Origin of the sequence: Vreelandella azerica (assembly GCF_013112225.1) — a bacterium.
Classification (GTDB): domain Bacteria; phylum Pseudomonadota; class Gammaproteobacteria; order Pseudomonadales; family Halomonadaceae; genus Vreelandella; species Vreelandella azerica.
Window position 1 is genome coordinate 809,625 of the sequence record NZ_JABFHI010000001.1, and the last position, 19,945, is coordinate 829,569.

Genomic DNA, 19,945 nt, shown 5'->3' on the forward strand with positions numbered 1-19,945 from the left:
TGCTTTTGGCGATGACTGAAAACTCAGGCGATGGCAGACGATACAGCTGCTTCGGTGTGCTTTCAGGCAGTACGGAGCATCCAGCAAGCCAGGTCATTATTATCACACTCACGAGGTATTTCACGGGCGAAACTCCTTGATCTGTTCACCACCAAAAATAAACTCGCCGGGGTTTTCTTCCAGGTGGCGTGACACCCGGTTGAGATTCACCAGGGTCGCTTGCAGTTCCTGCAGAATAGCCGGTAAATCAGCGCTACTGGCGGCGATGTTATTGACGCTGGTGGTCACGCCAAGCGCGTTGCGATCCATCAGTTGGCGCCATTGTTCAGAGGTGGCGGTCAATTCTTCAGCGGCCTGACGGGCTGATAGAAGCAGCCTACGGCTGTCTTCTTCAAGCAGTTGGTTAGCCGATTGACTGAGGGTGTCAATATTTTCCAGGGTAGTGGTGGCCTGTGTGGTCAGGCGATTCAGCTGGGTAACCGAATCGTCGAGGGCATTGGTAATCTGCGATTGAGCCTCTGCCAGCCCAGCAGTAATGGCGTCGGTATTGGCAATAATGCGATTGATGCGCTCGGCGCTGTCTTCTTCAAACAGGGTGTTCAGATTGTTGAGCAAACGGCTGACGTTAGAGACCACGGCTTCACCGTCTGACAGCAATGAATCAATCGGCGAGGGCGCTGCGGTAATCTGGGCTGGATCCTGTTCGGACGTGGTCAGCCGTGGGCTATCCGGCGAGCCGCCATACAGCTGCAGCGTCATGCTGCCAGTGATATTGGCAAGCCCCAGCTTGGCCTGGGTGTCCTCCCTGATCGGGATTTCCTGATCAACCCGGATCAGTGCCAACACCTGACGAGGGTCATCAGGGTCAAGGCGCATCTCGACTACATTGCCGACTTCCAGGCCGCTGAATTCAACTCGGCTACCCGTGCTCAGGCCGCTGACCGCACGGTTAAACACTACCTCATAAAAGGCATATTCGCGCTGCGTTGCCGCCTGGGCCATCCACAATGAAAATATCACGGCGGCTACCAGGGTGAACAAGGTAAACAGGCCAATCAGAATGTGGTGGGCGCGCGTTTCCATCAGCGATTTTCCTTCATGCTTGCATAGGCGGCACGACCTCTTGGGCCGTGAAAGTAATCCTGTATCCAATCGTCCTGGGTAGCGGCGACGTTTTCCAGAGTATCCGCAACCAACACCTGTTTGCGGGCCAGCACAGCGACGCGGTCACAGACGCTATACAGCGTATCCAGATCATGAGTCACCAGAAAGACGCTGAACCCCAGGGCATCGCGCAGGGTGAGCAGTAACTGGTCAAACCTGGCAGCACTGATAGGGTCAAGCCCGGCGGTGGGTTCGTCAAGAAAGAGCACGTCCGGGTCGAGTGCCAAGGCGCGGGCCAGGGCAGCGCGCTTGATCATGCCGCCGGACAGCGCGGCAGGCATCTGCTCAGCGGCACCGGCAGGCAAGCCGACCAGGGCAAGCTTCATGCGTGCAATCTGCTCGGCTTCAGGGCGGCTGAGAGGGGTATGTTCAACCAGCGGCAAGGCAACGTTTTCCAGCAGATTGAGCGAGCTGTACAGGGCGCCCTGCTGAAACAGCACCCCAAAGCGTCTTTCCACTGCGGCGCGCTGGCGGCGATCAAGGGCGGCCAGGCGCTGGCCGAAGACGTGGATATCGCCGTCATCAATCGGTTTGAGACCGACGATACTGCGTAAAAGCACCGATTTGCCAGTGCCAGAACCGCCCACAACCCCAAGAATTTCCCCGCGCATAACGCTCAGGTTCAGGCCTTGGTGTACTACCGTCGTACCAAAGCGGTTTTCGAGATTATCGATGTGGATAACCGTATCGCTCACGTAGGCTCCCTGAATATGGCGCTGATCACCAGCCCATCTGCATGAAGTATAACGCTGCCAGGGCATCCAGCAGGATGACCATGAAAATCGACTGAACCACGCTGGAGGTGGTGCGTTCCCCGACCGATTGAGCGCTGCCGCTGACCTTGAAACCTTCAGCGCAGCCGATAATCGCAATCACCAGGGCGAAGAGGGGCGCCTTGGAAAGCCCGACCCATAGGTGGCGGACGCTGATATCCCGTTGGACTATCTGCCAGAACTGGGCAAAAGGAATATCCAGAGATACAGCGCCGACAACCGCACCGCCGAGCATGCCGCTCAGCGTGCCGATAAAGGCCAGCAGAGGCAGGCTGACCCACAGAGCGATCACCCTGGGCAGGACTAAAAGCTCGATCGGATCCAGCCCTTGAGTGCGCAGAGCATCGATTTCTTCATTGGACTTCATGGCCCCGAGCTGGGCAGTAAAGGCACTGGCGGTTCGGCCTGCCAGCATGATGGCCGCCAGCAATACGCCGAATTCACGCAGAAATGAGAAGACCACCAGGTTAACGGTGTAAATGGTGGCCCCGAAGGTTGTCAGTACGGTTGCCCCCAGAAAGGCGACCACGGCGCCGACCATAAAGGTCAGCAGGACAACAATCGGCACGGCGTTCAGCCCGGTCTGATGGATATGGGCGACGGTAGCGGTGAGACGCCAGCGCCCAGGGCGCCAAAAGGTACGCCCAAACGCTGCTAGCACCACGCCAAGAAAGCCCAGCAGATAAAGCTGTTGGGTGAACAGAGCGGTCACCTGCTGGCCAAGCCTAGCCAGGCTGTCGCCGAGACGCTGAAACCCGGTTCTGGCAGGTGTTTCCGGCGCTTCGGCAACTACCTCCAGGGCTTCAATGACGCTCAGAATCAACTGGCGCCGCTGATCAGGCAGGTGGTTGGCCTGCTGCTGCATACGCTCGCTGCCGAACCACTCGATCATCAGTTGGGCAGCGGCCGTATCCAGCTGGGTGACCGGCTCAAGCGACAGGCGCTCAATATGCTTGGCATCATGAGTGCTGAGCTGCTTCTTGATGGCATGAAAATAGGCCAGCGTCCAGGTGCCGGAAAGTGTGAGCTGCTGGTTTGTTTCGATACGGGCCAGTGGAGCTGAACTGGGTACTGAGCCGGGTGATGAGCCAGAGGTGTTTGATAGATCATCCATGAGTGCGCTCGAGATCCAGATGTGCAAAAGGTTCAATCATTATCCAGCTCTCGCCAGGCGGCATAGGTACTGAGGAAAATGCGCCCGGTGAGCTGTTTGGGCAAGTCGCTGCGCTTGAGTTTGTCCATCACCGGGCCTTTGACTTCCGCTAGATGCAGCTTGACGTTGGCATCCTTGAGCCGGGCGTTGATGGCTTCCAGGCTTTCCAGCGCCGAGGCGTCAATCAGGTTGACGGCAGAGCAGACAATGACCACATGCTCAAGCTCCGGGCGGGTGGCGACTAGATTATACAGGGTATCCTCGAGATAGCGGGCATTGGCAAAATAGAGGCTTTCGTCAATGCGCAGGAAGGCAACGTGGGAGTGGGTCTCTACGTCATGCCGGGCGATGCTACGAAACTGTTCGCTATCAGCGACTCGCCCGAGCAGTGCGCTGTTGGGGCGGCTGGTACGATACAGAAAAAGGCCAATTGAAAGCACTACGCCGATCAGTATGCCTGCTTCTACCCCTTCCACCAAAGTCAGGACGATGGTCATGGCCATGGCGCTGAAATCGCTGCGCGAATAGCGCCAGGTCTGGCGCAGGGTGGCCACATCCACCAGGGTGAGAATCGAGACGGTGATGGTGGCGGCCAGGGTGGCAATCGGCAAATAGTGCAGCCAGCCGGTAAAGGTGAAGGTGACCAGAGCGATTCCCAGAGCAGCAAAGGCGCCAGCCGCTGGCGTCTGGGCGCCAGCATCGAAATTGATCACGGTGCGGGACAGCCCGCCGGCAACCGGCATGGCGCCTGAAACACCGCCCGCCAGGTTGGCCGCTCCCAGGCCGATCAGTTCCTGATTCGGTGAGATACGCTGGCGCCGCTTGGCGGCCAGCATCTGGCCCATGGAGACCGATTCCACAAAACCCACCAGGCTGATCAGCAGCGCAGGCACCAATAATACTTGCCATAGCGCTGCGTCAGGCATGGGAATGCCCAGGGGAGGCAAACCCATGGGGATGCTGCCGACAACCGCCACGCCTGCCTCATCCAGCTGCCAGAACCAGGTGATCCAGGTGGTTGTCAGCACGGCAAACACCGGCCCCGCCTTGGCAAACAGGTCGGCCAGCATGGCGCTCAGCCCCCATTGCTGCAGCAGAACCTTGGCATAGCGGCGCATGGCAATCAGAAATACCAGGGTGCCCGCGCCGATGATCAAGGTGGGGATATGCACCTTGGGGAGTTCGGGGATGACAGATACTAGCCGTTCCACCAGGGTAAAGCCTTGGCTGTCGACGCCCAGAAGGGCACTGAACTGGCTGGCGGCAATTAGAATGCCGGACGCGGTCAGAAAGCCGGAAATCACCGGGTGGCTGAGAAAATTGCTGAAAAAGCCCATTTTCAACAGGCCCATGGCAATCAGTATGACCCCAGATAACACCGCCAGCACCAGGGCCGCTTCCAGATAGGCAGCAGAGCCTGGGGTGGCCACACCCGACAGCGCGGCCGCCGTCATCAGGGCAATAATCGCCACCGGGCCAATCGCCAGCGTCCGGCTAGTGCCAAACAGGGTATACACAAGCTGCGGAAGAATGCTGGCATAAAGCCCTACCACAGCAGGAAGCCCCGCCAACAAGGCATAAGCGAGGGATTGGGGAATCACCATCATGGTCACAATCAGGCCTGCCAGCACGTCGGCCCCCAGCAAACGCCGATGATAGTGGGGCAGCCAGCTGAGAATAGGAAAGTAGCGTTTGATCATGGCTTAGGGTGTAAAGTGATGTGATAGTAAAAATTGATCATGAACACCAGACTAAACGATATTGGCCTTCAGGTAGAGGCTTGTTTAGGATCAGCATGTCGTTTATTTACTTTTAAAGAGACGTATCCATGAAGCCAGAAACAATTGCCCTGCACCACGGTTATTCACCCGACTCTCAGAATGCGGTGGCGGTGCCAATTCACCAGACCACTTCATTCTCTTTTGATAGTGCCCAGCACGCGGCTGATCTGTTTGATCTTAAGGTCGAAGGTAATATCTATTCACGCATAATGAACCCTACCTGCGCCGTTCTGGAACAGCGCGTGGCGGCATTGGAAGGGGGATTGCCGGGTTGGCCGTGGCCTCGGGGATGGCGGCAATCACTTATGCCATCCAGACGATTGCCGAAGCGGGCGATAACATTGTCTCGATCAGTGAACTGTACGGCGGCACCTACAACTTGTTTGCCCATACGCTGCCGCGCCAGGGTATTGAAGTACGCTTTGCTGACAAGGACGATTTCGCAGGTCTTGAAGCGCTGATTGACGGCCGTACCAAGGCGGTTTATTGCGAGAGTATTGGCAACCCTTCCGGTGGCGTGGTGGATATCGCCAAGCTGGCGGAAGTAGCGCATCGCCATGGTGTACCGGTCATGGTGGATAACACCACGGCAACGCCCTTTCTGTGCCGCCCGATCGAGCATGGTGCCGATATCGTGGTCAATTCAGCGACCAAGTATATGGGTGGCCATGGCACTACCGTCGGCGGGGTGATTGTCGATTCAGGCAAGTTCCCCTGGGCAGAAAACGCCAATCGCTTTCCGCTTCTGACCGAGCCTGATGTTTCCTATCATGGCGTCAGCTATACCCGTGACGTGGGCGAAGCAGCCTTTATTGCCCGTGCCCGTGTGGTGCCCCTGCGCAACATGGGGGCGGCGCTGTCAGCCCAGGCCGCCTGGAACCTGCTACAGGGCCTGGAAACCCTGGCGCTGCGAATGGAGCGGGTGTGTGCCAATACACTGATAGTTGCCAAACATCTTGAGGCTCATCCGCTGGTTGACTGGGTGCATTACGCCGGGCTTGAAAACCATCCGGATCATGCCCTGGCCAAGCGCTATATGCAGGGGCACGCCTCGGGCATTCTGAGCTTCGGCGTGAAAGGGGGCAGGAAGCCGCTGAGCGTTTCTATGACGCCTTGGCATTGATTCTGCGTCTGGTCAACATTGGTGATGCCAAAAGCTGCTCGTCAATTCCGGCCTCCACTACCCACCGCCAGCTGAACGAGCAGGAACTCAAGGCCGCTGGGGTCACCGCCGATATGGTGCGCCTGTCGATTGGCATCGAACATATTGATGATCTGTTGGCAGATATTGATCAAGCACTGGAGGCTTCGCAGTCATAAAGACCGGTAAGTTTAAATGTTTCTCTATGGGTAACATTTATACCTCCAAAGTGTAACTTATTTTCCGCTTTTAACGCGGTAACCTCCTCTCAGGGTTGAACATGATGCGTTTGCATCATGTTCACCCTGTTTTCCGGTAAGACTGTCCCGGTCACCCCTTTATAGCGGCCTGCTTTGCGGATGCTTTCAAAGCGAGGCACTGTGCTGTGCATTAACCACCGATAATCCAACAATAACTGACAATCAAACAATAAGGTGTCCATCCATGATGCGAACGGTATCTGTTCTGGCGTCACTCGTGTTTTTTTACTGGCAGCAGGCGGGCATTGGTTAGGAGGCGTCTGGGGATATCTTGGCTTGCTAAGCGCCACACTTGGGGGAGCAGCGCTAGTTTTCAGTGGCTCGTTAGGGATTTATTACGCTGATCAGAAGACTCTGGAACAGGGCAACTCATGGCTATGGCCGGTACGCGATTATCGCTCTGTACGTAACTTGGCCTATCGTTTGATGCCGCGCGCCAGTAGTACTGCGATTGCCTCGGCTGAAGTCTCACATTATGCCGACCGTATGGATCAGCGCCTGGATACCCAGGAAGAGATGGCGCGAGATGCGTCTGCCAGCATGTCAGCCATTAACGCTGCCATCATGCAGGTCAGTCAGAGTGCTACTCAGGTAGCCACCTTGGCGGAAAGTGCTCGCAATGCCAGCCATGCCAATCGCGGCGAGCTGGTAGAAATTATCAGTGAAATGAATGACGTCTCCCGTCGTTCAGATGAAGCCCTGGAAATGCTGACAGCGTTGAACGATAAGATTGAACGGGTTCGCAATGTGACATCCATGATCGAAGGTATTGCCGAGCAGACCCACCTGTTGTCGCTTAATGCGTCTATCGAAGCGGCTAGGGCCGGCGAGCACGGTCGTGGTTTTGCCGTAGTGGCCGGTGAGGTACGTAACCTGGCGCTCAAGACCTCAACGGCAACCCAGAACGTGGATACGCTGGTGAAAGATATGCACCTTAGCGGACAGACCGTGGTCAATACCATGGGGCATCTGATGACCCGTATCAGCGAGCGTTCACAGGGAATCGAGCAGGTGGGAAATCGCCTGGGTAGCATGACCGATGAAGTGGATCAGGTACATCGCGAGATCACCCAGGTAGCAGACGCGATGGAAAGCACCCAGCTACATAGCCAGAAGGTAACCGATTCGCTGCGCCAGCTGGAAGATGATGTCGATGAAGGCAACCGCAATATGCACGAATTGGCACAGCAGGCCAGGGCGCTTATGGATGCTGCTGAAAGTGTTGACGGTGAGCTGGCTCAACAGCGCCTGGCCGGGCGCCATCAAGCCGTTTTTCATGCCGCCCGCGAGGCAGCTGATCAAGTTGGCAAGCTGTTTGAACAGGCTATTAAGCGCGGTGAGCTAAAGGAATCTGAGCTATTTGAGCCAAGCTATGAGTCGATTACCGGCACCCGGCCACCCATGTATCACACCGGATTTGATCGCTTTACCGATCGTTTTCTGCCAGCGATTCAAGAGCCCATGCTCAAGCACTATTCACTGGGGTATGCGATTGCCTGTGATCACAATGGTTATGTCCCTACCCATAACCAGGCGGTCAGCCAGCCGCCGACCGGTGATTATGAACATGACCTGGCATTTTGTCGAAGCAAGCGTATTTTTGATGACCCGACGGGCAGCCGCTGCGGTAAACATGAAAACGCCCTGCTTCTGCAGACGTATAAGCGCGATACCGGGGAAGTCATGCACGACCTTTCTGTTCCCATCTATGTTAACGGCAAGCACTGGGGTGGCTTTCGCGTGGGCTACCAGCCGGAGCAGACCACGGCAGTAGCTGCCTTACCGAGCCGCTGAGGCGGTCGGGCGTGGTTTCGACTGCTGCCAGGCCGAATAGGAATAAAGCGCCAGCCCGGTCCAGATCAGCACAAAGGTGAGTAGCTGAATCAGTGACAGGGCTTCCTTGAATACCAACAAAGCGATAAAGAACTGCATGCTGGGGTTGATGTACATCAGAAACCCAATGGTGGCCAGGCGTAAGCGCCGGGTAGCACCGGCGAACGCCATCAGTGGAAGGGCGGTGAGTACACCGCTGGCGATCAGCAGCAGGGTGGTACGTGTTTCACCGGCAAAATGTGAGCTGCCTTCAAGGGTTAACCAGCTGAAGGCGATTAGCGCTAACGGCATCAGAAGCAGTGTTTCCACAAAAAGTCCAGACAGCCCATCCAGCGGTACCTGTTTACGAAACAGCCCATAGGTGCCAAATGAAAATGCCAGTATCAGGCTCAACCAGGGCATCTCACCGAGCAGCACAAACTGGATGCCGATAGCCAGGGTTGCCAGGCCTAGCGCAATCAACTGCAGTTTCGCCATGACTTCCCTGAGCACCAGTATCCCCAGACCCACATTGACCAGAGGCGTCAAAAAATAGCCCAGGCTGGCCTGCAATACCTGTTTGCTTTCCACCGCATAGATGTAAACGCCCCAATTCAGGGCGATCAGCAAGGCACAGGCCAACACTCGGCTCAGGCGTTTCGGCTCGCTGAGGGCGGCGACAACGGGCGACCAGCGCTGGAGCAAGGTGATCAACCCGACCAGAAACAGACACGACCATAGAATCCGGTGTATCAGGATCTCAAAAGCAGGTACGCCGTCAAACAGGGCGAAAAACAGTGGGAAGCAGCCCCACATCATATAGGCAGCAAGCCCGAACATAACGCCTTTGGTGGCTTCGGGATCACGCAGGGGTTGAGCAGACATAAGGGTCTCGGTAACGAAAAATGTTAATCTAGCACAAATGGATGAGACTTAATTACCCTTAAAGCAATCAGCGCTCACAAAGGAGGCTATTTATGAGCCAGCTAACCACCACATTGGTGCAATGTGACCTGCGCTGGGAAGATCCTGCTGCCAATCATCGTCATCTTGATACCCTGCTGGGCGATCTCGACGGTAACACAACCGATGTGATCGTCCTGCCGGAAATGTTTGCGACCGGTTTTACCATGAATTCCCGGGAGCAGGCCCAGCCCATGGAACACAGCGAAAGCGTGGCCTGGCTGAAAGCCCAGGCGCACAAGCGCGGCTGCGTGATAACAGGGAGTGTGGCCATCAAGGAAGCAGGCGAACACTATAATCGCTTGATCTGGGCAGCACCTGACGGTGAGTTGATTGTGTATGACAAGCGTCACCTGTTCAGAATGGCTGGTGAGCATGAACGCTATGCCATGGGTGAAGGCCGCAAGGTGATTACCTACAAGGGGTTTCGGATCCTGCTTAGCGTCTGCTATGACCTGCGCTTTCCAGTCTGGATGCGCCAGCAAGCAGCTGAGGATGAGACCTTTGAATATGATGCCATTCTGTGTGTTGCCAATTGGCCAGCACCCCGTCGCCACCCCTGGCGGACGCTGCTACAGGCCCGTGCGATCGAGAATCTCTGCTATGTGGTAGGCGTCAACCGTGTGGGAGAGGATATTAAAGGCCTGGCTTACAGTGGTGACTCCCTGCTGGTGGATTTCAAAGGCGAGCCCGTGGTGGATCACCCAGCCTATGAAGCCTTTGTAGAAACAGCCACGCTGGACCTGGATGCCCTGAATGAATTCCGTGAAAAATTTCCTGCCTGGCAGGATAGCGACCGCTTTGAACTGCTACCCGGAGTTGGCCACTGATGCGCCTTGACCGTTTTTTAAGTGAAACCACTGACCTGACCCGCAGCCTGGCCAAGCGGGCATTGAAAAATGGAGAAGTGGAAATCAACGGCTTGCCAGCCAAGCAGCCTGCCCTGCACATTGACCCGGACAGCGACAGGATAACCTGGCAGGGAGAAGTGCTGGCCCTGGTGGGGCTGCGTTACCTGATGCTTCACAAGCCGGCCGGGGTGGAATGTACGGCGCGGCGCGGGCTGTATCCCCGGGCCATCGACCTGATTGACCTGCCCAATGCAGATCGGCTGCAGCCCGTCGGGCGTCTGGATGTGGATACTACTGGCCTGTTATTGATGAGTGATGACGGCCACTGGGCGCACCGCATCATGTCGCCCAAGCATCTTTGTGCCAAGGTCTATCTCGCTACCCTGGCTGAGCCTTGGGAAGGTGAGCGTGCCAAAAGCGCCATAAAGGAGGTGGCCGAAGGGGTCTTGCTTGACGGTGAAGAAGACGTCACCAAGCCTGCCATCCTTGAGATGCTCAGCCCCACACAGGCAAAGCTGACCCTGACGGAAGGACGTTACCATCAGGTCAAGCGGATGTTTGCCGCGCTGGGCAATCATGTCGAGCAGCTGCATCGCCATTCGATTGGCGCCATCGTGTTGGATGACGACCTGCCGCCCGGTGAATGGCGCGAACTCAGCGCAGAGGAAGTGGCGCTGTTTTAACCGGGGCTGTCCTCATACAGCGCGTAAGTATCATTATGTGTAAGTTTCAAACCAGCTGGGCGGCTTTTACCAGCCGCCGTGTGTACTCATGCTGTGGTGCGGTCAGCAGGTCCTGGCTGGGGCCTGATTCCACCACCTCGCCTTCCTTGAGTACCACGATGCGGTGTGCCATGGCGCGTACCACGGCAAGGTCGTGGCTGATAAACAGATAGCTCAGCTGGCGCCTGGCCTGTAAATCGCGCAGCAGTTCGACAATCTGTTTTTGCACCGTGCGGTCGAGGGCTGAGGTCGGCTCATCCAGCACCAGTAATTCAGGTTCCAGAATGATTGCTCGGGCAATGGCGATCCGCTGGCGCTGCCCGCCAGAAAATTCGTGCGGGTAGCGGGAAGCCACGCTTTCCTGCAGGCCAACTTCCTGCAAGGTCTGGTGAACGCGTTTTTCCACCTCGCCAATTGAAGCGCTGGAAAATGAAAGCGTAACCCTTCGCTGACGATATCAAACACTGACATCCGCGGTGACAGGGCGCCATAAGGATCCTGAAAGACCATCTGAAAACGGTGCCGCTGGCGCCTGAGAGCCTTGCCCGTCAGCTGATGCAGGGCATCTTCTCCCAGGTAAACCTCGCCCTGGCTTTGCACCAGACGCATCACGGCAGAAGCCAGCGTGGTCTTGCCTGAGCCGGATTCCCCGACAATCCCCAGGGTTTCCCCAGGGGCTACATAGAGATCAGTGGGCTCTACGGCCACAAAAAGGCGCCGGCTGGCGGCGAAAAAGGCCTGCCCTGGGGCGTGCAAAGGCGACACTCAGCCGAGTGGCTTCCAGGCGCGGCTGGACACGCCCAACCGGCTTGGGGCGGCCTTGGGGCTCTGCCGCCAGCAGCGCAGCGGTGTAATCGCTTTGGGGATGATTGAATACCTGGCTGACCGGGCCGCTTTCCTGCTGTTGGCCTTGATACATGACGCAGACTCTATCTGCATGGGCGCGTACCAGGTTAAGGTCATGGGTAATAAACAGCATGCCCATGGAGTGCTGATCACGCAGGTCACGCAGCAGGGCAAGAATTTCCTGTTGAACCGTCACATCCAGGGCGGTGGTCGGCTCGTCGGCAATCAACAGCTTTGGCTGATTGGCAATGGCCATGGCAATCATTACCCGCTGGCGCTGGCCACCAGAAAGCTGATGGGGCCAGGCATCCAGTAGCTCATCCGGGCGCGGCAGGCGCACCTGTTCAAGCAGTTCACGGGCGCGTTGGCGTGCTGCCTTGCCGGTCAGGCTCTGATGCAGGCGCAGAGTTTCACCTATCTGCTTGCCGACCCGATGCAGGGGGTTCAGAGACGTCATCGGTTCCTGGAACACAAACCCGACCTGATTACCCAGAATGGTTTTCCACTGCGAGCGTTTCAGGCTGGCTAGGTCAGTACCTGCCAGTGAACGTTCACCGCTGACCTGTGCATTGTCCGGCAAGAGGTTCATGACCCCCAGCGCCGAGACGGATTTCCCCGAGCCGGATTCACCTACCAGTGCCAGGGTTTCCCCCGCCTTGACGTTAAAACTGAGATTGTCGACGACCTGGCTGCCATCGAAGCCGACACTCAGGTGCTTGACGTCCAAAAGCGTTGACGACGATGGGGCGAATGCCTGCTGAGCTGAGTGTTCAGCCATGGGTAACCTCCTTGTGGCGTGACTGCACATGGCGAGGGTCGAAGGCATCGCGCAGCCCCTCGCCGATAAACACCAGTAAGGAGAGCATGACAGCCAGGGTCATAAAGGCGGTGATGCCCAGCCAGGGGGCGTGAAGGTTGTTCTTGCCCTGAGCGGCCAGTTCACCCAAGGAAGGTGAACCCGGCGGCAGGCCAAAGCCGAGGAAGTCCAACGCCGTCAGGGTGCCGATGGCCCCGGTAAACAGGAAGGGCACAAAGGTCAGGGTGGCCACCATGGCATTGGGTAACACATGGCGCCACATGATCAGGTGTGAGGGCAGCCCCATGGCCTTGGCTGCGCGCACATATTCCAGATTGCGCGCGCGCAGGAACTCAGCGCGAACGATATCCACCAGGCCAAGCCACGAAAACAGCATCATGATGCCCAATAGCCACCAGAAGCCGGGCTGGACGAAGCTGGCGAGAATAATCAACAGGAATAGCACCGGCAGCCCCGACCAGATTTCAGTAAAGCGCTGGCCGACCAAATCCACCTTGCCGCCGAAGTAGCCCTGAACGCCGCCGATAAATACGCCCATTACCAGCGAACCGGCAGTCAGTACCAAGGCAAAGGCGACGGAAAGCCGAAACCCATAGATCACTCGCGACAATACATCGCGGCCCTGATCATCGGTACCCAGCCAATGACGGCTATCCGGCGCGGCGGGCGAAGGGCGGGTCATATGCATATCCAGGGTTTGATAGGAAAACGGAATCAGCGGCCAGAGTGCCCAGCCGTTTTCCTCGATCTGTTCCTGAATAAAGGGGTCGAGGTAATCGGTATGGGTCGGCAAAAAGCCACCGAATTCGGTTTCCGGATAATCCACCACCAGCGGCAGGTACCACTCTCCCTCGAATTTGAGAATCAACGGCTTATCATTGGCCACCAGCTCAGCAAACAGGCTGAACACAAACAGGGCGCTGAACAGCCAGAGCGATACGCGGGCGCGGCGGTTGGCACGAAAGGCAGCAATACGACGGCGGGTAATCGGCGACACGGTTACGACTCCCGGGTAGCAAAATCGATGCGTGGGTCAACCCACACATAGGTCAGGTCTGATAGCAGCTTGAGCAAGAGACCAATCAGGGTATAGAGGTAAAGCGTACCGAAGATGACCGGATAATCCCGCTGCATGACCGCTTCAAAACCCAGCAGGCCGAGTCCATCAAGGGAGAAAATCACTTCGATCAGCAGCGCGCCGGTAAAGAAGATACCCACCAGCGCCGCGGGCAAACCGGCAATAATGATCAGCATGGCGTTGCGAAACACATGGCCGTACAGAATCCGCCGTTCATCAGCGCCTTTGGCTTTGGCGGTCAGGACGTACTGCTTGTGGATCTCATCCAGAAAGCTGTTCTTGGTCAGCATGGTCAGGGTCGCAAAACTGCCGATGGAGGCGGCAATAACCGGCAGGGTGATGTGCCAGGCGTAATCCTTGATCTTGCCCCAGGTGGAAAGGCTGTCGAAATCCGGTGAGGTCAGCCCGCGCAGTGGAAACCAGTCCAGGTAGGTGCCACCGGCGAACAGCACAATCAGCAGGATGGCAAACAGAAAACCGGGAATCGCATAGCCGACAATTACCAGCCCCGAGGTCCACACATCAAAGCGCGAGCCATGGCGAAGTGCCTTACGAATCCCCAGCGGAATCGAGATCAGATAGACCAGCAGGGTTGTCCATAAGCCCAGGGATATCGAAACCGGCAGGCGTTCTATCATCAATTCAATCACTGGTCGGTCGCGAAAGAAGCTGGTGCCGAAATCAAAAGTCAGGTAATCACCCATCATGGTCAGAAAGCGCTGATGAGCGGGCTGGTCAAAGCCGAACTGCTGTTCAAGCTGTTCGATAAAGCGCGGGTCTATGCCCCGGGCACCGCGCGAATCATCGCTGACCTGTACATCGCCGCCGCCCATGTCCAGGCGCGTGCTGGCCATGGCATCGGCGCCTTCAAAGCGCGCCAGCATCTGGTCGATAGGGCCGCCCGGTGCTGCTTGAACAATCACAAAATTAAGCAGCATGATGCCGATCAGTGTCGGGATCATCAACAGCAGTCGACGTAGGGTATAGCGCGCCAAGGCAAGGCTCCTTTTGCAAACACTGATTTCGCAAACGTTGAACAGACGGTTATCGGAACAGGGGCAACGCTAATCTCCCCGAACAGCTAGCCGCCATTATCGACCGCTACGGCGGCGTTGAAGTTCAGCTTCCCGTTGCGTATCCACCCACCAGGCGTCCAGATCCATGGCATAGCGGGGGAACGGCTCGTGATATTCGAACTTGTCCCACACGGCAATCCGGGTCTCGCCGGAGTGATAGTGGGGAATCACATAGAACCCCCAGCGCAGCACCCGGTCCAGCGCATGGGCAATGGTGTTGAGCTGTTCGCGGCTGTCGGCGCTAATCAGTTGGTCAACCAGGCTGTCAACTGCCGGGTGGGCAAGCCCCATCAGGTTGCGGCTTTGCGGCTGCTCAGCAGAGGCGCTGGTCCAGTAGTCGCGCTGTTCGTTGCCTGGGTTGTTGGATTGTGGAAACTGGCTGATGACCATGTCGAAATCAAAACTGCGCAGGCGATTGAGGTACTGGTTGATATCGACAATGCGTATCGAGGTGTCAACGCCCAGGCGGGCCATGTTCCGCAGCATGGGTTGGACAACCCGCTCCAGGCCGGAGTCATACAGGAGCACTTCAAGTGCCAGAGGCTCGCCGTTTTCAGCGTTGACCAGCTGGCCATCTTCTATCTGATAACCAGCTTCACGTAGCAACTCCAGCGCCAGGCGCAGGCGTTCACGCAGTGATTCAGGGTGGTCAATCGGCAAGGGCTCGGTGAACAACTGATCAGATTGATGGGACGCCAGAAGCTCATCCCTGAAAGGAGTCAGCAATACCAGCTCTTCCTGGCTGGGCAGGCCGGTAGCTTCCATTTCCGAATTCTGGAAAAAGCTGTGGGTGCGGGAATAGGCATCGTAAAAAATATTGGTGTTCAACCAGGGGAAATCAAAGGTCAGGCTGAGCGCTTCGCGTACCCTGGGATCATCAAACTTGTCGGTGCGCAGGTTGAATACAAAGGCCTGCATGGGGGAAGGGTTAACGTCGGGCACGGTAATACGTTCCACCAGCCCTTGCTGATAGGCAGGAAAATCGTAACCGATGGCCCAGGTTGCCGCACGGGCATCAATACGGTAATCAATCAGCCCGGCCTTGAAGGCTTCCCAGGCGATATCCCTGTCCCGGTAATAATCAATAATCAGCCGGTCAATGTTGTAGCGGCCAACATTGACCGGTAAATCCTTGGCCCAATAGTCCTCGTCGCGGGCGTAGACTATTCGCCGGCCAGGGTCTACGTCATCAATCTGGTAGGGGCCTGAGCCTGGGTGAGCTGCCAGTGTCGGTGCGGTAAAGTCACGCGTTTCCCAGTAGTGTTTGGGAAGGATCGGCATCTGGGCGACAATCAGCGGCAATTCGCGGGAATCCGTGGTGTTGAATTCAAAGCGCACCCGATGCACATCCATGGCTACCGCCTGTTCAACACCAGCATAATAGTTGCGGAAAAAAGGGTTACCCTCTTCGAGCAGGATATCCAGGCTGAACACTACGTCTTCAGCAGTGACTGGCTCGCCATCCTGGAAAACCGCGTCAGGATGAAGGTCGAATTCAATCCATTCCCGTTCAGGATCCAGACGCACTCCTTCGGCCAGTAGCCCATAGAGGCTGAAAGGCTCATTGGGGTTGCTGGCCATCAGAGTGTCGTAAATCTGGGTAATGCCATTGGCCGGTGTGCCGCGAATAATGAAGGGATTCGTAGAATCAAAGCTACCCCCGGCGCACTGCGAATCATGCTGCCGCCCTTAGGCGCCTGAGGGTTGACGTGCGGAAAGTGAGCGAAGTCCTCCGGCAGGGCCGGTGTGTCATAAAGCGCCAGGGCATGCACGGTGGGGACGTTGTTTGTATCAGCATCAACCGTTTGTGCATGGACTGTTTGCGTATGTACTATGACCGAGGAATAAATAACGGCTAGCAGAACGAACACTTGCCACCATCTGCGAGTATAAGATGATCCGCTTTCCCTGGATTTGCCAGCCCTCATTGCTCCTTCCTCCCGTCTTAGCTGCATTGCTGTCTCGCGATGCAGCTGAGACAGCGCTCACAACACGTCAAGAATTGATATACGTCTCAAGAATTGGAAAGTGTCAGGAGTTGGCCCGGTTGTAAAGCCTCCGGCCGATCAATAGCATTCCAGCGCATGATATCACGCAAACTTATATTGTAGCGTTGGGCGATAGTGCTCAGGTTGTCACCCTGTACCACCGTGTGAGTTGGTGGTGTTGATGTGCTGGCCAGGGTTGCTTCATTGGCATTGCCTGCGTTCAGCAAAGCACTCAGTTCAGCGAGCATTTGCTGGTTGCTGTCCCCAGGCATCAGCAGGGTACGCGTATAGCGCGGGTTGAGGCTACCGTTTAGCAGGCCAGGGTTGAGTTCGCTGAGAGTATCAGCATCAACGCCTGCGCGCATCGCCAGTTCTTTAAGGCTAAGATCCTGATCCAGGTCAACCATGGCGAAGGCGGGGGCCGCGTCAATCTCTGGCAGTTTGACGTTATAAGCAGACGGGTCGGCAATAATCGTGGCAATCGCTAGCAGCTTGGGCACATAGTTCATCGTTTCGCTGGGCAATTGCAGATCCCAGTAGTCACCTGACCTGCCTTGGGCCTGGGCATTTCTGACCGCCTTGTTAACCGTACCAGCGCCCGCGTTGTAGGCGGCAAGAGAACGGATCAGATCACCGTCATACCACTGGTCTGCCTGCATTTCGATATAATCAAGAGCGGCTTCAGTGGAGGCGATCACATCAAGGCGTCCATCGTAATGGGTATTGCGGACTAGCCCGAGAGCGTCGCCAGTGCCCGGCATGAACTGCCATAGCCCAGCAGCCCCCGATGGCTTTTTGCCTGAGGGTTAAACGAGCTTTCAATAAAGGGAATTAGCGCGATTTCACCCGGTAAGTCGCGCTCTGACACCTGCTGGTTGATCCAGGCCAGCCAAGAGGAGGCGCGACGACTAATCTCCAAAACATTTTCCGGACTGGATTGATAATACTCTATCCAGGCGTCGACTCTTTTTGAGCCTCGTCGGAAAGGGGTTGTTCATGCCAGGCGAGCTGATTACGCAGCTCGCTCCAGGCATCGCGGTTTTCAAGCACCAGCAAGTCCCAGAAATGTCGTTCAGTAGTGCCTGAAGGCGTCGCCATGGCACTGCTGTTGGTGGTAACTTGGCTAGTTTGTGCGCCAGTAGACGCTTGTGCAGCGGCAGCAAGCAGTACGCCGCTGATCATTGTGCTGCCAACGGTAAGCAGCAGCCGGTCTCTTAACAAATGATAGGTCATGGGCATCTAAAGGTGGACTAATTAACGTTTTAAAGCGTGTGTAAATGGCAAACAAACAGCTGGCAAAACGAATCAGTTAAAAACGATCTTTCCACTCGCGTAAGGTTGTGAAAGTAGCAAGTGGATCCGTGTTGTCCCCTTTGTGGCCAGCAGCCTGACGAACGCTGTCTGATTCCAGGCGAAAATAGGGGTTGATTTTTAGCTCGCGTCCTATCGTGCTGGGTAACGTCGGGCGTTCCAGTTCACGGGCTTTGTAACATTCAGTAAGTGCCTGGGCAACGGCGGGGTTTTCCGGGTCGGCTTGGCTGGCAAATTTAAGATTAGCCAGTGTGTACTCGTGGCCTGCAAACACCAGGGTGTCTTCTGGTAGCTGAGCAAAACGATTGAGAGCGTTGTGCATTTGCTCCGGGGTGCCTTCAAACAGGCGCCCGCAGCCTGCACAGAATAGCGTGTCGCCACAAAACAGCAATGGCGGTATGCCTGGCGCAAAAAAACTAATATGATCCAGCGTGTGGCCGGGGGTCGCGAAGACTTCAAATAGACGCCCCATGATACGCACTTCATCACCTTCCCCGACAGTGTCGGTTATCCCTTCAATACCAGGGTTGTCCGGCCCGATCACTCTTGGGGAATAAAGCTTGATCAGGGCTTCCAGACCACCGGTATGGTCAGGGTGGTGATGAGTAATCAGAATGCTCTCTAGGGTTAACGATTCACGCTCCATGTAATCGATGACCGGACCGGCCTCGCCTGGGTCCACTACACAGACACCAGGGCTGGAATCTTGTCTGAGCAACCAAATATAGTTATCGCTTAAGGCAGGAATGGGCGTCACGCTCAGCATGGAGGTAATCCTTTAAATGTTAAAGGCGTCAAAAAGGCGTTACTTTGGAGGCAAGAGCGTTTTATGTCAAATTCAGACGCGGCGCGCACGCTTGACCAGCAGCTGGAGAAATCCCAGCAATTCTGGATGTCTGCACGAGGCGCCGCCTTGCTCGATGCTCAGCGCGCCTGTCTCGGGCCGGTGATTGATTCTCGCTATAAAGGCCATGCGCTTGAAATAGTCATGGGACCCTCCATGCTTCAAGCGTCTCCCCTGGCGCATGTCATGCAGTGGGCGCCCAGCCGCGAGGCTGCTCAGCAGCAGGAAACCCTGATTTGCCCCCTCGATGACCTGGCATTGCCGGATGGATGCCTGGATATTACCCTTGTCCACCATTGGATGGAGCACACCGCCAACGCCCATCACCTGCTCCAGGAAGCGGCTCGCGTTACCTCAGACCATGGGATTTTGCTGATTTTTGGCTTCAACCCTTTCAGCCCGAGTAATCTGTCCCGACGCGCCTTGCCCAGGCGGCACGAATTTCCGAATAAGGGCCAGCAACGCGCTGATTGGCGTTCGCCACGTTATCTGCGTGACTGGCTGGCATTTGTTGATTTTGATATCGAACGGGTAGACTACTGCGGTTTTAGAATGCCATTGGCGCCTTCTAAAAATGCGACCTGTAATGGCTCACTGGAGACCTTGGGGCGGCGGCATAACTTACCCCTTGGGGATAGCTATATGATCCGAGCCATACGGCGCCAACAGCCTGCGAGCACCAAACGGGTAAAGTTTGGCATGCAGATGGCGGCGTCCGGGCGCTCTGTTCAGGCGTTTTCTCGCCAACACTGCTCCGGAATGCCTTTGGTCACTGCGTCCTCAACTACCAGATCTCCAGACCAAGTGCGATTGGCCAAAACAGAGTTGAAAATCACATCGGTCAGTAAAAGCACTTCTGATACATTCAAGGAACCCAAGCGTTGAGTGATGAAGAAACACAGCCGCTTCCCAAGGTCACTGTCTACACCGATGGTGCCTGCCGGGGTAACCCAGGCCCTGGAGGATGGGGCGTGGTACTCCAAAGTGGTGAGCATGAAAAAACCTTGTATGGCTATGAAGCGGATACCACCAATAACCGGATGGAATTGATGGCGGCTATCATGGCGCTGCGTACCCTGAACCAGCCTTGTGAAGTCGCGTTATGGACGGATTCTCAATATGTCCGTCAGGGGATCACCCAATGGATTCATAACTGGCTGAAGCGAGACTGGAAAACAGCTGCTCGCCAGCCGGTCAAGAACGCTTCGCTGTGGCAAACTCTGCATGCAGAAACCCAGCGCCATAAGATTGAATGGCATTGGGTCAAGGGGCATAGCGGACACCTCGGTAACGAGAAAGCGGATCAGCTTGCCAATATCGCCATCGATGAGCATATTCAGCAAAAAGCCTGATTTTTTATCAAGA

16 protein-coding genes and 3 pseudogenes are annotated in these 19,945 nt (G+C 56.2%); 6 read left to right on the top strand and 13 right to left on the bottom strand.

Going from position 1 to position 19,945, the window contains the following annotated elements; genetic code table 11:
* Positions 1 to 120 precede the first annotated feature (120 nt).
* Genes HLB35_RS03845 through HLB35_RS03860 form a run of 4 tightly spaced genes read right to left on the bottom strand, consistent with a single transcriptional unit; the run spans position 121 to position 4,790 of the window.
* Entirely contained in the window at positions 121 to 1,083 is a 963-nt protein-coding gene (locus tag HLB35_RS03845; RefSeq protein ID WP_171701535.1) for an MlaD family protein, read from the bottom strand.
* Positions 1,083 to 1,859: an ABC transporter ATP-binding protein gene (locus HLB35_RS03850; RefSeq protein WP_328730947.1), complete on the bottom strand. Its 777-nt coding sequence runs from the start codon at positions 1,857 to 1,859 to the stop codon at positions 1,083 to 1,085. The genes HLB35_RS03845 and HLB35_RS03850 overlap by 1 nt, the downstream gene beginning before the upstream one ends.
* Before the next feature lie 25 nt (positions 1,860 to 1,884).
* Positions 1,885 to 3,051: an MlaE family ABC transporter permease gene (locus tag HLB35_RS03855; protein ID WP_171701537.1), complete on the bottom strand. Its 1,167-nt coding sequence runs from the start codon at positions 3,049 to 3,051 to the stop codon at positions 1,885 to 1,887.
* A gap of 32 nt (positions 3,052 to 3,083) precedes the next feature.
* Positions 3,084 to 4,790, bottom strand: coding sequence for a SulP family inorganic anion transporter (locus HLB35_RS03860; RefSeq protein WP_171701538.1), 1,707 nt, complete (start codon positions 4,788 to 4,790; stop codon positions 3,084 to 3,086).
* 128 nt (positions 4,791 to 4,918) lie between these two features.
* Here HLB35_RS03860 and HLB35_RS03865 point away from each other — a divergent pair.
* Together HLB35_RS03865 and HLB35_RS03870 are read left to right on the top strand one after the other, a co-directional pair.
* Positions 4,919 to 6,191 (top strand): annotated as a pseudogene (locus tag HLB35_RS03865) (O-acetylhomoserine aminocarboxypropyltransferase/cysteine synthase family protein).
* A 309-nt stretch (positions 6,192 to 6,500) separates the two neighbouring features.
* Positions 6,501 to 8,066 carry a methyl-accepting chemotaxis protein gene (locus HLB35_RS03870; protein WP_216601395.1) on the top strand — a complete coding sequence of 522 codons (1,566 nt, stop codon included), beginning with the start codon at positions 6,501 to 6,503 and terminating at the stop codon, positions 8,064 to 8,066.
* Here HLB35_RS03870 and rarD read toward each other — a convergent pair.
* Positions 8,052 to 8,969 (bottom strand): EamA family transporter RarD, encoded by a 918-nt coding sequence (rarD, locus tag HLB35_RS03875; protein ID WP_171701539.1) that lies wholly within the window; start codon positions 8,967 to 8,969, stop codon positions 8,052 to 8,054. The two genes, HLB35_RS03870 and rarD, sit on opposite strands and share 15 nt — an antisense overlap.
* 92 nt (positions 8,970 to 9,061) lie before the next feature.
* On the opposite strand from rarD, the gene HLB35_RS03880 reads away from it, so the two are divergent.
* On the top strand, positions 9,062 to 9,877 hold the full coding sequence (locus HLB35_RS03880) for an amidohydrolase (RefSeq protein ID WP_171701540.1): 816 nt from the start codon (positions 9,062 to 9,064) through the stop codon (positions 9,875 to 9,877).
* Positions 9,877 to 10,581, top strand: a complete 705-nt coding sequence (locus tag HLB35_RS03885; RefSeq protein ID WP_171701541.1) for a pseudouridine synthase — start codon at positions 9,877 to 9,879, stop codon at positions 10,579 to 10,581. Before HLB35_RS03880 ends, HLB35_RS03885 begins: the two co-directional genes overlap by 1 nt.
* 46 nt (positions 10,582 to 10,627) lie before the next feature.
* Here HLB35_RS03885 and HLB35_RS03890 read toward each other — a convergent pair.
* The 8 genes and pseudogenes from HLB35_RS03890 to gloB form a co-directional block, all read right to left on the bottom strand.
* A pseudogene (locus tag HLB35_RS03890) lies at positions 10,628 to 12,244 on the bottom strand (ABC transporter ATP-binding protein).
* The gene (locus HLB35_RS03895) at positions 12,237 to 13,280 is read right to left on the bottom strand and encodes an ABC transporter permease (protein ID WP_328730952.1); all 1,044 of its coding nucleotides are present in this window, start codon (positions 13,278 to 13,280) and stop codon (positions 12,237 to 12,239) included. The pseudogene HLB35_RS03890 and the gene HLB35_RS03895 overlap by 8 nt, the downstream one beginning before the upstream one ends.
* A 2-nt stretch (positions 13,281 to 13,282) precedes the next feature.
* Entirely contained in the window at positions 13,283 to 14,356 is a 1,074-nt protein-coding gene (locus HLB35_RS03900; protein ID WP_171701542.1) for a microcin C ABC transporter permease YejB, read from the bottom strand.
* Positions 14,357 to 14,452: 96 nt separating this feature from the next.
* Positions 14,453 to 16,272 (bottom strand): annotated as a pseudogene (locus tag HLB35_RS03905) (extracellular solute-binding protein).
* Positions 16,273 to 16,451: 179 nt separating this feature from the next.
* Complete coding sequence (locus HLB35_RS18155) at positions 16,452 to 17,186, bottom strand: LysM peptidoglycan-binding domain-containing protein (protein ID WP_328730954.1); 735 nt, start codon at positions 17,184 to 17,186, stop codon at positions 16,452 to 16,454.
* Complete coding sequence (locus HLB35_RS18160) at positions 17,156 to 17,344, bottom strand: hypothetical protein (RefSeq protein ID WP_328730956.1); 189 nt, start codon at positions 17,342 to 17,344, stop codon at positions 17,156 to 17,158. Before HLB35_RS18160 ends, HLB35_RS18155 begins: the two co-directional genes overlap by 31 nt.
* Before the next feature lie 29 nt (positions 17,345 to 17,373).
* A complete protein-coding gene (locus tag HLB35_RS18165; protein WP_328730957.1) occupies positions 17,374 to 17,658 on the bottom strand; it encodes a hypothetical protein in 285 nt (94 codons plus the stop codon).
* Positions 17,659 to 17,734: 76 nt separating this feature from the next.
* Entirely contained in the window at positions 17,735 to 18,502 is a 768-nt protein-coding gene (gene gloB / locus HLB35_RS03915; RefSeq protein ID WP_171701543.1) for a hydroxyacylglutathione hydrolase, read from the bottom strand.
* A gap of 63 nt (positions 18,503 to 18,565) precedes the next feature.
* On the opposite strand from gloB, the gene HLB35_RS03920 reads away from it, so the two are divergent.
* Complete coding sequence (locus HLB35_RS03920; RefSeq protein WP_171701544.1) at positions 18,566 to 19,465, top strand: methyltransferase domain-containing protein; 900 nt, start codon at positions 18,566 to 18,568, stop codon at positions 19,463 to 19,465.
* Positions 19,462 to 19,932: a ribonuclease HI gene (gene rnhA / locus HLB35_RS03925; protein ID WP_171701545.1), complete on the top strand. Its 471-nt coding sequence runs from the start codon at positions 19,462 to 19,464 to the stop codon at positions 19,930 to 19,932. Before HLB35_RS03920 ends, rnhA begins: the two co-directional genes overlap by 4 nt.
* Positions 19,933 to 19,945 lie beyond the last annotated feature (13 nt).